General features: G+C 69.6%; 8 protein-coding genes and 1 riboswitch. Of the genes, 6 read left to right on the top strand and 2 right to left on the bottom strand.

The window, feature by feature from the left end:
- The first annotated feature begins 139 nt into the window (after positions 1-139).
- Entirely contained in the window at positions 140-2,266 is a 2,127-nt protein-coding gene (locus AN216_RS06950) for a DNA gyrase/topoisomerase IV subunit B (protein WP_070195708.1), read from the top strand.
- A 229-nt stretch (positions 2,267-2,495) separates the two neighbouring features.
- Here the strand turns inward: AN216_RS06950 and AN216_RS06945 are convergent, their stop codons facing one another.
- A complete protein-coding gene (locus AN216_RS06945; RefSeq protein ID WP_070195707.1) occupies positions 2,496-4,946 on the bottom strand; it encodes a DNA gyrase/topoisomerase IV subunit A in 2,451 nt (816 codons plus the stop codon).
- 242 nt (positions 4,947-5,188) lie between these two features.
- On the opposite strand from AN216_RS06945, the gene AN216_RS06940 reads away from it, so the two are divergent.
- From AN216_RS06940 to AN216_RS06930, 3 genes are all read left to right on the top strand, one after another.
- Positions 5,189-6,592, top strand: a complete 1,404-nt coding sequence (locus tag AN216_RS06940; protein WP_070195706.1) for a M16 family metallopeptidase — start codon at positions 5,189-5,191, stop codon at positions 6,590-6,592.
- Between the two features lie 29 nt (positions 6,593-6,621).
- Positions 6,622-7,992: a M16 family metallopeptidase gene (locus tag AN216_RS06935; RefSeq protein WP_070195785.1), complete on the top strand. Its 1,371-nt coding sequence runs from the start codon at positions 6,622-6,624 to the stop codon at positions 7,990-7,992.
- A 234-nt stretch (positions 7,993-8,226) separates the two neighbouring features.
- Positions 8,227-8,383: riboswitch (cyclic di-AMP (ydaO/yuaA leader) on the top strand.
- 13 nt (positions 8,384-8,396) lie between these two features.
- Complete coding sequence (locus AN216_RS06930) at positions 8,397-9,239, top strand: M23 family metallopeptidase (RefSeq protein WP_070195705.1); 843 nt, start codon at positions 8,397-8,399, stop codon at positions 9,237-9,239.
- 112 nt (positions 9,240-9,351) lie between these two features.
- Here the strand turns inward: AN216_RS06930 and AN216_RS06925 are convergent, their stop codons facing one another.
- Positions 9,352-9,633 (bottom strand): HPr family phosphocarrier protein, encoded by a 282-nt coding sequence (locus tag AN216_RS06925; protein WP_070195704.1) that lies wholly within the window; start codon positions 9,631-9,633, stop codon positions 9,352-9,354.
- Between the two features lie 137 nt (positions 9,634-9,770).
- Here AN216_RS06925 and AN216_RS06920 point away from each other — a divergent pair, with 137 nt between their 5' ends.
- Together AN216_RS06920 and AN216_RS30025 are read left to right on the top strand one after the other, a co-directional pair.
- Positions 9,771-12,533, top strand: coding sequence for a bifunctional acetate--CoA ligase family protein/GNAT family N-acetyltransferase (locus AN216_RS06920; protein ID WP_070195703.1), 2,763 nt, complete (start codon positions 9,771-9,773; stop codon positions 12,531-12,533).
- Positions 12,534-12,560: 27 nt separating this feature from the next.
- Positions 12,561-13,160 carry a DUF5998 family protein gene (locus tag AN216_RS30025; protein WP_070195702.1) on the top strand — a complete coding sequence of 200 codons (600 nt, stop codon included), beginning with the start codon at positions 12,561-12,563 and terminating at the stop codon, positions 13,158-13,160.
- Positions 13,161-13,186: the final 26 nt, after the last annotated feature.

Below are 13,186 nucleotides of genomic sequence, written 5' to 3'. Positions count from 1 at the left end.
GTCACTCGGTTAAGTTATCGAACGCACATGCGAGGGTGGGCTAGTATTGAGTGCCCTGCACACGTGCTGTCCTGGGCATCGGTACTCTCTGACGGCAACGCAGCTACCAATCACCAGAATTCAGCGAGGAGCGAACCGCGTGACCGCCGAGACGTCCGTGCCGTCTTCCACCGCCCTGCTGTCCGGAGCGGATCGGGACGGTGGCTCCAACTACACCGCGCGGCATCTGCTGGTCCTTGAGGGACTTGAGGCGGTGCGCAAACGCCCGGGTATGTACATCGGCTCCACCGACAGCAGGGGCTTGCTGCACTGCCTGTGGGAGATCATCGACAACTCCGTCGACGAGGCTCTCGGCGGGCACTGCGACCGGATCGAGGTGACGCTGCACGAGGACGGGTCCGTCGAGGTGCAGGACGACGGCCGCGGCATTCCGGTCGATGTGGAACCCAAGACCGGGCTTTCCGGCATTGAGGTGGTGATGACCAAGCTGCACGCCGGCGGGAAGTTCGGTGGTGGGTCGTACGCCGCCTCCGGCGGTCTGCACGGAGTCGGTGCCTCGGTGGTCAACGCGCTGTCCTCTCGTCTCGACGTCGAGGTGCAGCGGGACGGGAGCACGCACTCGATCAGCTTCCGCCGGGGAGTGCCGGGGATCTTCACGGAGGCCGGGCCGGACGCCCCCTTCGATCCCTCGGGCGGTCTGCTCAAGGGCAAGAAGATCCCGAAGGCCCGTACGGGCACCAGGGTGCGCTACTGGGCGGACCGGCAGATCTTCCTCAAGGATGCCCGGCTCTCACTGGAGACGCTGCACGCCCGTGCCCGACAGACCGCCTTCCTGGTCCCGGGGCTCACACTTGTCGTACGGGACCACCGCCGGCTGGAGGGCTCCGAGCCCACGGAGGAGGTATTCCGGTACGACGGCGGGATCAGCGAGTTCTGCGAGTACCTCGCGCAGGATCGGCCAATCTGTGATGTCCAGCGACTCCAGGGCCAGGGAAGTTTCAAGGAGACCGTCCCGGTGCTGGACGACCAGGGCCACATGATTCCCACCGAGGTGCAGCGGGACCTCAGTGTGGACATCGCTCTGCGCTGGGGAACTGGCTACGACACGACGCTCAAGTCGTTCGTGAACATCATCGCCACGCCCAAGGGCGGCACTCATGTGACCGGTTTTGAGCGTGCCGTGACCAGGACGCTCAACGAGGCGCTGCGTTCCGCCAAGCTGCTGCGGGTGGCCGAGGACGACGTCACCAAGGACGACGCGACGGAGGGCCTGACCGCCGTCGTGACCGTGCGCCTCGCGGAGCCGCAGTTCGAGGGGCAGACGAAGGAGGTGCTGGGCACCTCGGCAGCCTCTCGGATCGTCGCCCAGGTGGTGGCCAAGGAGCTCAAGGCGTTCCTCACCTCCACCAAGCGAGACTCCAAGAGCCAGTCGCGCGCGGTGCTGGAGAAGGTGGTCGCCGCGGCTCGTACCCGCATCGCGGCGCGTCAGCACAAGGAGGCCCAGCGGCGCAAGACCGCTCTGGAGTCCTCCACGCTCCCGGCCAAGCTCGCGGACTGCCGCAGTGATGACGTGGACCGCGCTGAGTTGTTCATCGTCGAGGGGGACTCGGCGCTCGGTACCGCGAAGGTGGCGCGTAACTCCGAGTTCCAGGCGCTCCTGCCGATTCGTGGCAAGATCCTCAACGTGCAGAAGTCCTCCGTCTCGGACATGCTGAAGAACGCCGAGTGCGGTTCGATCATCCAGGTCATAGGGGCGGGGTCGGGCCGGACCTTCGACATCGACCAGGCCCGCTACGGCAAGGTGATCTTCCTCGCCGACGCGGACGTCGACGGGGCGCACATCCGTTGTCTGCTGCTGACGCTCTTCCAGCGCTACATGCGGCCGATGGTGGAACAGGGGCGGGTGTTCTCGGCGGTCCCGCCGCTGCATCGGGTGGAGCTTGTCAACCCGAAGAAGGGCCAGGACAAGTACATCTACACCTACTCGGACAACGAACTACGCCAGACGCTGCTTGAGTTGGAACGGACTCAGGTGCGGTACAAGGACTCCGTGCAGCGCTACAAGGGGTTGGGAGAGATGGACGCGGGTCAGCTGGCCGAGACGACCATGGACCCGCGGCATCGGACGTTGCGTCGGATCAACATCAGTGATCTCGAGGCGGCGGAGGGGGCGTTCGGCCTGCTGATGGGTAACGAGGTCGCCCCGCGTCGGGAGTTCATCACCAGCTCGGCGGCGACGCTGGACCGGTCCCGTATCGATATCTGAGCCCCTGGTCTCGTGGGGCGGCTGGATGCGCGCCGCCCCACGCCAGGCCCCCGCACAACCGCGCACGGCCGCGTGCCTCGTACCGGCGGCGGGCGGGGCCGGCAGCTGTCCTCAAGCCACCAGCCCTCGATACCGATCGCTCCGGACAGGCGCCGCTTCCGCCGGGGACGATCGATCCGGCCGGCGCGCAGCTGGACCCACGTCCCCGTACCGGAACGGCATCGCTTCCTTACACCGGCCCGGCCAGGTGTGCCACCGGCGTGGTCAGGGGCAGTCCCGAACCGTCTCGACGGGGGTCCACCTCCGGCAGCGCGGCCGGAGTGCCCTTGGCCGTCGCCGCCCGTGCCGGAGACGGCCCCGCCCAGGCCAGGACCAGGCAGTCCTCGCCCTTGAGGAAGCGCTGACATCGCACGCCGCCGGTAGCGCGTCCCTTCCGAGGGAACTGATCGAACGGCGTGAGCTTCGCGGTGCGTACGGAGTCGTCCAGCGTGCCCTGTGACCCGGCGACGGTGAACACCATCGCGTCCACCGCGGGATCCACCGCGCTGAACGAGATCACCTTCGCGTCCGGGCTGAGTTTGACGCCCGCGACCCCGCCGGCCGCGCGACCCTGGGGCCGAACCTGACTCGCCTGGTAGCGCAGGAGTTGTCCCTCGCTGGTGATGAACACCAGGTCCTCGTCGCCCGTACGCAGCTCCATCGCGCCGACGACGCGGTCGCCCTCCTTGAGCCCGATGACCTCCAGCTCCTCTTTGTGCGTCGGATAGTCCGGCACGACTCGCTTGACGATGCCCTGTTCGGTCCCCAGAGCGAGGCCCGGCGAGGACTCGTCCAGCGTGGTCAGGCACAGCAGCCGTTCGCCCGGGTCCAGCGTCAGGAACTCCGAAACCTGCGCTCCGCCCGCGAGATGGGGCGCGCCCGTGGTCTCCGGAAGCTGCGGCAGGTCCACCACGGTGAGCCGCAGCAGCCTGCCGTACGAGGTGACGGCGCCGATCTCACCGCGGGTGGTGGCGGGCACAGCGGAGACCACTACATCGTGCTTGACGCGCTTCCCGGCGGAACTGTCGAGTGGGCTTTCGTCGCCGGCGGTACGGGCGAGGAGCCCGGTGGAGGACAGCAGCACTCGGCACGGGTCGTCGGCGACCTCGAGCGGCACGGTCGCCACCGGCGCGTCGGCGCTCTCCAGCAGTTCCGTACGCCGGGGAGTGCCGTGCTGCTTGGCGACGGCGGCCAGCTCCGAGGACACCAGCTTCCGCAGCTCGGTGTCCGACTCCAGGATGTGGGTCAACTCCTCGATCTCGGCCCGCAGTCGGTCCCGCTCACCCTCCAACTCCAGCCGGTCGAACTTGGTCAGTCGACGCAGCGGGGTGTCGAGGATGTACTGGGTCTGCGTCTCGGAGAGCTCGAACCGACCGATCAACGCCTGCTTGGCCTCGGTGGAGTTCTCGCTGGCGCGAATGATCCGGATCACCTCGTCGATGTCCAGCAGCGCCACGAGCAGGCCCTCGACCAGGTGCAATCTGTCCTGTCGCTTGCCACGACGGAACTCGCTGCGCCGGCGCACCACGTCGAAGCGGTGGTCGACATACACCTCCAACAGCTCTTTCAAGCCGAGCGTCAGCGGCTGTCCGTCCACCAGCGCGACGTTGTTGATGCCGAAGGACTCCTCCATCGGAGTCAGCTTGTAGAGCTGGCTGAGGACGGCCTCCGGGTTGAAGCCGTTCTTGATCTCGATCACCAGGCGGAGCCCGTGCTCCCGGTCGGTGAGGTCCTTCACGTCCGCGATGCCCTGCAGCTTCTTCGCGCTGACCAAGTCCTTGATCTTGGATACCACCTTCTCCGGGCCGACCGCGAACGGCAGTTCGGTGACGACCAGCCCCTTGCGCCTCGCCGTCACCTGCTCGACGGCCACGGTGGCGCGGATCTTGAAACTGCCCCGGCCGGTGGCGTACGCGTCCCGGACGCCGTCCAGGCCGATGATCCTGCCGCCGGTGGGCAGGTCAGGGCCGGGCACGAGGCGCATCAGTGTCTCCAGGTCGGCGCCCGGATGCTTGATGAGATGGCGTGCGGCCGCGATGACCTCGCCGAGGTTGTGCGGAGCCATGTTGGTGGCCATCCCGACCGCGATCCCGGAAGCGCCGTTCACCAGGAGATTCGGATAGGCGGCCGGCAGTGTCAGCGGCTCCTGCTCGCTGCCGTCGTAGTTCGGCGCGAAGTCGACTGTGCCCTCGTCGATCGAGTCCACCATGAGCCCGGCCGTCGAGGCGGACCTGCACTCGGTGTAACGCATCGCGGCGGGAGGGTCGTCGTTTCCCAGTGAGCCGAAGTTCCCGTGTCCGTCCACCAGCGGCACCCGCATGGAGAACGGCTGAGCCATACGCACCAGCGCGTCGTAGATCGCGGTGTCGCCGTGCGGGTGGAGCTTGCCCATCACCTCACCCACGACCCTGGCGCACTTGACGTACGGCCGCTCCGGACGCAACCCCATCGAGTGCATCTGGAAGAGGATGCGGCGGTGCACCGGCTTCAGGCCGTCGCGAGCGTCGGGGAGCGCGCGTGAGTAGATGACCGAGTAGGCGTACTCCAGATAGGAGCCCTGCATCTCGTCGACGACGTCGATGTCGAGGATGCGCTCCTCGAAGTCGTCCGGGGGCGGGCTTTTCGTACTGCGGCGGGCCATCGCGGCAGGGGCTCCTTCGTGCGTACGGACGGGACTGACGCGCACCATTGTGGACCGCGCCACTGACAACCGGGGGTGCGCCCCGGCCTCGGGCCGTACGGTACGGGAACTTCGCGCCTTGTCCGCGCGGTTGCATACAGTGACGGGCACGACGGACACGGCTGGTACGGCTGGCACGACGGAACGACGGAAACGACGGGCACACCGCCGTACACACCTCGCGACGAAAGGGACCACTCCCCATGGGCCACACGGCCACGCCCCCGCCAAGTACCGGCGGGCTGACAGCGACCGAGCACCGGCTGGCCAACGGCCTGCGTGTGGTGCTCTCCGAGGACCATCTGACCCCCGTGGCGGCGGTCTGTTTGTGGTATGACGTGGGCTCGCGGCACGAGGTGCCGGGGCGTACGGGACTGGCGCACCTCTTCGAGCACCTGATGTTCCAGGGCTCTGCCCAGGTCCCGGGGAACGCGCACTTCGAACTGGTGCAGGGCGCCGGCGGATCGCTGAACGGCACCACCAGCTTCGAGCGCACCAACTACTTCGAGACCATGCCGGCACACGAGTTGGAGCTCGCACTGTGGTTGGAGGCGGACCGGATGGGTTCGCTGCTGACCGCGCTGGACGAGGAGTCCCTGGAGAACCAGCGGGACGTGGTGAAGAACGAGCGCCGACAGCGCTACGACAACGTGCCCTACGGCACCGCTTTCGAGAAGCTCACCGCGATGGTTTACCCCGAGGGGCATCCGTACCACCACACCCCCATCGGTTCGATGGCGGACCTGGACGCCGCCTCCCTGGAGGACGCGCGGCAGTTCTTCCGGACGTACTACGCCCCGAACAACGCCGTGTTGTCGATCGTCGGTGACATCGATCCGGAGCGCACGCTGGCCTGGGTGGAGAAGTACTTCGGCTCCATCCCCGGCCACGACGGCAAGCAGCCGCCGCGGGATGGCTCGCTTCCGGACAGCATCGGGGGAGAGCGGCGTGCCGTGCTCGAGGAGGACGTGCCGGCTCGTGCGGTGATGGCCGCCTACCGACTTCCACACGACGGCACCCGGGAGTGCGAGGCGGCGGATCTGGCGCTCACGGCACTCGGCGGCGGTGAGTCCTCCCGGCTGCACAACAGGCTGGTGCGGCGGGACCGTTCCGCTGTCGCCGCAGGCTTCGGGCTGCTGAGGCTGGCCGGAGCTCCCTCCCTGGGCTGGCTCGACGTCAAGGCGTCCGCGGATGTCGAGATCGCCGACATCGAGGCCGCCGTTGACGACGAGCTCGCCCGGTTCGCCGCGGAGGGGCCGAGCGCCGAGGAGATGGAGCGCGCGCAGGCACAACTGGAGCGCGAATGGCTGGACCGGCTGGCCACGGTCGGCGGGCGTGCCGACGAACTCTGCCGGTACGCCGTGCTGTTCGGTGACCCGCAGTTGGCGCTCACGGCCGTCGAGCGGGTGCTGGACATCACGGCGGCGGAAGTGCGAGCGGTCGCCGCGGCCACGCTGCTGCCGGAGAACCGCGCCGTGTTGGCGTACGAACCAACGGACAGCGCTGACGAGCACGGTGACTCCGCGGAAGCCGCGGTGACGGCCCCGGCGGGCTCCGCCGGCAGCACAGCACAGGAAGAGAACGCAGCCGAGGAGGCCGGTCAGTGAACGACGTCGCCACTCCCACGGGCACGAGCATGGATCTCCACCCGCGCCCCGCCGGGGGGACACCCACGCCGTGGGCCTTTCCCGCTCCCGAGCGAGGCACACTGGACAACGGCCTGACAGTCCTGCGCTGCCATCGTCCCGGGCAACAGGTCGTCGCCGTGGACGTCAACCTGCTGGCTCCGTTGGACGCGGAGCCGGAGGGGCTCGACGGGGTCGCCACGATCATGGCCCGTGCCCTCGCCGAGGGGACGGACAAGCACAGCGCCGAGGAGTTCGCGGCGGAACTCGAGCGCTGCGGTGCCACCCTGGACACGTACGCGGACCACCCCGGGCTGCGGGTCTCCCTCGAGGTGCCCGCGTCCCGACTGTCCAAGGGCCTCGGCCTGCTCGCGGACGCCTTGCGAGCGCCCGCCTTCCCGGACGGTGAGATCGAGCGACTGGTGAGCAACCGGTTGGACGAGATCCCGCACGAGCAGGCGAACCCGGCTCGTCGCGCCGCCAAGGAACTCTCCAGGGAACTCTTCCCGGCGCATGCCCGGATCTCGCGTCCCCGACTGGGCACGGCCGAGACGGTCGCGCGGATCGACACCGACGCCGTGCGGTCCTTCTACGCGGCCCATATCCGACCCGCCACGTCCACCGTCGTGGTCGTGGGCGACCTGACAGGCGTGGACCTGGACTCCTCGCTCGCCGACACGCTCGGCGTGTGGAGCGGCTCCGCGGCCGAGGCCCAGCCGGTGAAGCCGATCACAGCGGACGACACCGGACGTGTCGTGATCGTGGACCGCCCCGGATCAGTGCAGACCCAGCTGCTGCTCGGACGGATCGGAGCGGATCGGCACGACCGGATCTGGCCCGCCCAGGTGTTGGGCACGTACTGTCTGGGCGGCACGCTCACCTCGCGGCTGGACCGGGTGCTGCGTGAGGAGAAGGGCTACACCTACGGCGTCCGCGCCTTCGGTCAGGTGATGCGCTCGGCTCCGGATGGCTCGGGTGCGGCGCTGCTGGCCATCAGCGGTTCGGTCGCCACCGAGGTGACGGGCCCGGCTCTGGCGGACCTGTGGCAGGTGCTGCGCACCCTGGCGGCCGAGGGCCTGACGGACGACGAGCGGGATGTGGCGGTGCAGAACCTCGTCGGGGTGGCACCGCTGAAGTACGAGACGGCGGCGGCCGTCGCCGACACCCTGGCCGACCAGGTCGAGCAGGAACTGCCCGACGACTTCCAGGCGCAGATGTACGCGCGACTGGCCGAGACGGGCACGGTCGAGGCCACCGCGGCCGTCGTGAACGCCTTCCCGGCGGACCGCCTGGTCACCATCCTGGTCGGGGACGCCGAGCAGATCGCGGAACCAGTACGGCAGTTGGGCATCGGTGAGGTGAAGATCGTCACGGGCTCCTAGCACTTGGGGCGGTTGGCTGAGTCGGTGTCAGCCGCCCGCTATCCGCCCATATGAGCGGCCTCCCTGGGGAGTTGAGTGCACCTCAGGGAGGTGCGTATTGTCCGCTTCTTCCGATGATCTCCGCTCTGTCCTGTGGCGTGTGTGACAAATGGCGGGATTCGCTTGGTGGTTCCGAGACGCGCGGCTTAGCGTCTTCGCGGCTGTGCGTCAGAAGCGTCCGCAACCGCGGCCGACGTACGGTCATCGCCGAATCCCCGTGGTGCGAGCCATGGGAGCCGGGGACCCACACGCAGTCCCGGGGGTGAATCGGGCGGCCTTGAGAGAGGGGCCCGTAGGAGACCTTCCTGCTCCGAACCCGTCAGCTAACCCGGTAGGCGAGAAGGAAGGAAAGGAGCACGCCACACATGGCGTTCACCCGTCCCACGGGCAAGCACCGACGTCCGACCCGTGCCGACCGGAAGGGCGCACAGGTCGCCGGACTGGCCGGCCTGGCGACCGTGGGGGCCGTGGGCTCGCTCGCGTCCCCGGCGATGGCGGCCACCGGGCAGCAGGCACAGCAACCCGCCCACGGCGGCCTCACCCAGACCGTCACCCTCGATGACGGGCTGGCGGTTTCGGTCAACGAGCAAGCCAACAACCAGCAGAGCTCCGCCGTCCGCGCGGAAGCCACCGCGGCGGCGCGGGCCGACGCGAAGGAGCACGCCGCCGAGTCGAAGAAGAAGGCGGAGGCCGAGGCCAGGAAGCGCGCCGCTGAGCGGGCGGAAGCCCGTGCCGAGGCTCGTGCCCAGGAGCGGGTCGAGGAGCGTGCGGCCCGGTCGGCGGAGCCGCGTTCGGCCGTGGGTGGCTATGTCGCACCGATAGCCGGCGGCTCGGTTTCCACCGAGTACGGCTCCGCCGGCGGTTCGTGGTCCTCGGGCCAGCACACCGGCGCGGATTTCTCCGCCTCCTCCGGGACCGCCGTGCAGTCGGTGACCGACGGGGAGGTGGTCGAGGCCGGCTGGTCGGGTTCGTACGGCTATCGCGTGGTGATCCAGCACGAGGACGGGATGTACACGCAGTACGCGCACCTCTCTTCGCTGCAAGTGTCCGCGGGTCAGCAGGTGGGCGCCGGTCAACAGATCGCGCTCTCCGGCAGCACCGGGAACAGCAGCGGCCCGCACCTGCACTTCGAAGTACGCAGCGGTGCCGAGTACGGCTCCGACGTCGACCCGCTCGCCTACCTCCGTCAGCACGGAGTCAACGTCTGAGCGGATTCGCGGTTTCAGCGGGAGCCCTCAGCAGCACGCCCGATCCCGCGAGCACGCCCGGTCCCGCCGCCTCCAGCCGGAGGTGGCGGGACCGCACGTGCGCTCGGATGGTTCAGACCGTCTCCGGAAGCTCCTCCAACCCGTCCGAGACCAGCTTCGCCAGCCGGTCCAGGGCTTCATCGGCGCCGTCCGCCTCGGAAGCCAGCACGATCTCCTCGCCTCCCTCGGCGCCCAGCCCGAGCACCTTCAGCATGGAGGCGGCGTTCACGGGTTCGCCGTCGCCCTTGCGTACGGTGACGGGGACGCCCGCCGCGCCGGCGGCACGGCAGAATATGGAGGCGGGACGGGCGTGCAAGCCCTCGGCCCAGCCGATCGAGACGCGGCGCTCAGCCATGGTGATAGCCCTTCGCATCGTTACTGTTGTCTAGACCAGTCTGGCAGACAACTCCGCTGCCTCCACCCCAGCCCTCCAACGCCGACGACGCCCGACGAACGACCGCCGAACGGGCGACGGGTGGTTACCCTGACCCCATGCGTACCTTGACGGAGCGTGCATACCCTGCCCACTGGGAGGCCGACGTCGTGCTGCGCGACGGTGGCACCGCCCGCGTGCGGCCCATCGGGCACGACGACGCAGACCGGCTCGTGGCGTTCTACGAGCGGGTCTCCGACGAGTCGAAGTACTATCGCTTCTTCGCTCCCTACCCTCGGCTCTCCGACCGTGATGTGGAGCGCTTCACCCACCACGACTACGACGACCGCGTGGGTCTCGCCGTCACCGTCGGTGACGAGTTCATCGCGACGGTGCGATACGACCGGATCGACTCCGTCGGTCGCCCGGCGACCGCTCCCGCGGACGAGGCCGAGGTCGCCTTCCTGGTGCGTGACGACCAGCAGGGACGGGGCATCGCCTCCGCGCTGCTGGAGCACATCGCCGCCGTCGCCCGGGAGCGCGGGGTCCGTCGGTTCATCGCCGAGGTATTGCCCGCGAACACCAAGATGATCAAGGTGTTCACGGACGCCGGCTACTCACAGCAGCGAAGCTTCGCGGACGGCTCGGTGCACCTCACACTCGACCTGGAGCCCACCGAACGCTCGCTCGCCGTGATGCACGCCCGGGAGCAGCGTGCCGAGGGCCGTTCCGTGCAGCGCCTGCTCGCCCCCGCCTCGGTCGCCGTCGTCGGGGTGTCCCGCGGGCCCGGCGGAGCCGGACGTACCGTCCTGGAGGCACTCGGCAACGCCTCCTTCACCGGTCGCACGTACGCCGTGAACCGGGTAGCCCCAGAGGGCTCCACGCTCGCCGGGGTCGCCGCCCACCGGTCGGTCGGGGCCGTCCCGGAGGCCGTCGATCTGGCCGTGGTGGCCGTCCCCGCCGAGCAGGTGCCCGCCGTCGTCGCGGACTGCGGCGAGCACGGCGTGCAGGGGTTGGTCGTCCTCTCCGCCGAGTTCACCCGGGACGAACAACGCGCCCTGGTGCGCCAAGCCCGTGCGTACGGCATGCGGGTCATCGGGCCCAACGCCCTGGGCGTGATCAACACCAACCCCGACGTACGGCTCAACGCCACGCCCTCGACGGTCTCCCCGGAGCGTGGCCGCATCGGACTCTTCACCCAGTCCGGCGCGATCGGGATCGCGCTGCTGAGCGGCCTGCATCGGCGTGGTGTCGGCCTGTCGAGCTTCGTCTCCGCGGGCAACCGTGCGGACGTGTCCGGAAACGACGTGCTGCAGTACTGGGACGACGACCCGGACACCGACGTGGTGCTGATGTATCTCGAATCCATCGGCAATCCACGCAAGTTCACCCGGCTGGCACGTCGCGTCGCCGTACGCAAACCCCTGGTCGTCGTCAAGGGCGCGCGGCACAGCGGCAGCGCGCCGCCGCCCGGACACGCGGCGCCCGCGTCCCGTACGCCCGAGGCCACCGTCTCGGCGCTGCTGAGGCAGGCCGGCGCGCTCACCGTGGACACCGTCACGGAACAACTCGACACCGGCATTCTGCTGGCCTCCCAGCCGCTCCCCGAAGGGCCCAGGATCGCGGTGTTGGGAAACACCGAGTCGCTGTCCCTGCTCAGCTTCGACGTCTGCCTCACCGAAGGGCTGCGTCCGCTGCCCGTCGTGGACCTCACGACCTCCGCCACCCCGGAGGACCTCCGAGAAGCCACGCGCGCCGCCGTCGCTGACCCGCAGACCGACGCGGTCCTCGTCACCCTGATCCCGTGGGTGGACGACATCCCGGTCGTCGCGCTGGCCGAGGCGCTCAACGAGGCCACGGAAGGCGCCACGAAGCCGCTGGTGGTGGTGCACCTGGCTATCGAGGGGCTGGACCAGGCGCTCGCCGATCACTCCATTCCGGCCTATCCCGCGCCCGAACGCGGCGTCCGCGCCCTCACCCAGGCCGTACGACACGCCGCGTGGCGGCGCTCCGCGGCGTCACCGGGCCGGGTGCCCGAGTTCGAGGTACGGGAGTCGGCCGCGGCCGAACTGCTCGAGCGGGTCACTCATGAGGGGGAGCCGGCCGGCGCATCCGGTACTCCAGCGCCGGGTCCCACCCGGCCGCCCGCCCAGGCGCCCGCCGCGCCACCTCTCGGCAGCACCCCCGAGCGGGCCCGTAGCCGCTCGCTCACCGCGGAGGACACCGCCCAGCTGCTGGACTACTACGGCATCCCGATCCAGGCCGCCCGGCCGGCACCCACCCCGGAGGCCGCGGTGCACGCGGCACGCCAACTGGGCTACCCCGTGGCGTTGAAGGCCACCGCCCCGCACCTGCGGCACCGCGCCGACCTCGGCGGCGTACGGCTGGACATCGCCAGCCGATCCGAGCTGCGCCGGGTCTACGGCGAACTCACCGAGGCACTCGGCGGCCCCGCGGAACTCCGTCCGGTCGTCCAGGCGATGGCGCCGCGCGGGGTGGACACGGTCATCCGGGCGGCGGTCGATCCGATGATCGGCGCGGTCCTGTCCTTCGGCCTCGCCGGTACGCCCGCCGAGCTGCTCGGCGACATGGCGCACCGGTTGATCCCGTCGACGGACCGGGACGTGGCGGACCTCGTACGCGCCATCCGGTCCGCGCCCATCCTGTTCGGCTGGCGCGGCACACAACCGGTGGACACCTCCGCCCTGGAGGAACTCCTCCTGCGGGTCTCCCGACTGCTGGACGACCATCCCGAGATCGTCGCCGCCGACCTCGAACCGGTCGTCGTCGCACCGCGGGGACTGACCGTGCTGGGTGCCACGGTGCGGGTCACCGAGCCGCCGCACAGGGACGATGCCGCCCGCCGCCTGCCTGCGTACTGACCCCGGGCCGAGCCGTAGGATGGCCCCATGGCGAAGACCAGTACGACGACCCAAGGGCTGCGCACGGCGATTGAGCGCAGTGGTTACTACCCGGCTCTCGTTGGCGAGGCCGTCGAAGCGGCCGTGGGAGGCGAGCCGGTATCCTCGTATCTGGTCCATCAGGAGACGACGTTCGACTCGAACGAGGTGCGGCGGCACGTCACCGTGCTGGTGCTCACCGGCACCAGGTTCATCGTCAGTCACACCGACGAGCAGCCGGCGGACGGGACCTCTCCGTCGCCCTACGCCACGACCTCCACGGAGTCCGTGAGCCTGGAGCGGATCTCCTCGGTGGTGCTCTCCCGGGTGGTCGCCGACCCCGAGTCGTACACCCCGGGCGCGCTGCCCCGGGAGGTGGTGCTCACCATCGGCTGGGGCGCGGTCGCCCGGATCGACATGGAGCCGGCCACCTGCGCGGATCCGAACTGCGAGGCGGACCACGGATACACCGGGACGAGCACGGCCGACGATCTCTCCCTGCGGGTGAGCGAGGCGGGCGACGGGCCGGAGACGGTCCGTCAGACCCTGGCTTTCGCGCAGTCGCTGTCCGAGGCGACCGTGGCCGCGCGTACGAGGTCCTCTCGGTGACCACGGGGGAGGAGACGGGGGAGGCC

It is taken from the genome of Streptomyces oceani (assembly GCF_001751245.1).
Classification (GTDB): Bacteria; Actinomycetota; Actinomycetes; order Streptomycetales; family Streptomycetaceae; genus Streptomyces; species Streptomyces oceani.
The sequence above is the reverse complement of the archived record's forward strand: the minus strand, read 5'-3'. Positions and strand labels throughout refer to the sequence as shown.

Coding starts and splice junctions, on each gene's coding strand:
- AN216_RS06945 (WP_070195707.1), bottom strand. CDS start 4,946: ATGGCCCGCCGCAGTACGAAAAGCCCGCCCCCGGACGACTTCGAGGAG.
- AN216_RS06940 (WP_070195706.1), top strand. CDS start 5,189: ATGGGCCACACGGCCACGCCCCCGCCAAGTACCGGCGGGCTGACAGCG.
- AN216_RS06935 (WP_070195785.1), top strand. CDS start 6,622: ATGGATCTCCACCCGCGCCCCGCCGGGGGGACACCCACGCCGTGGGCC.
- AN216_RS06930 (WP_070195705.1), top strand. CDS start 8,397: ATGGCGTTCACCCGTCCCACGGGCAAGCACCGACGTCCGACCCGTGCC.
- AN216_RS06925 (WP_070195704.1), bottom strand. CDS start 9,633: ATGGCTGAGCGCCGCGTCTCGATCGGCTGGGCCGAGGGCTTGCACGCC.
- AN216_RS06920 (WP_070195703.1), top strand. CDS start 9,771: ATGCGTACCTTGACGGAGCGTGCATACCCTGCCCACTGGGAGGCCGAC.
- AN216_RS30025 (WP_070195702.1), top strand. CDS start 12,561: ATGGCGAAGACCAGTACGACGACCCAAGGGCTGCGCACGGCGATTGAG.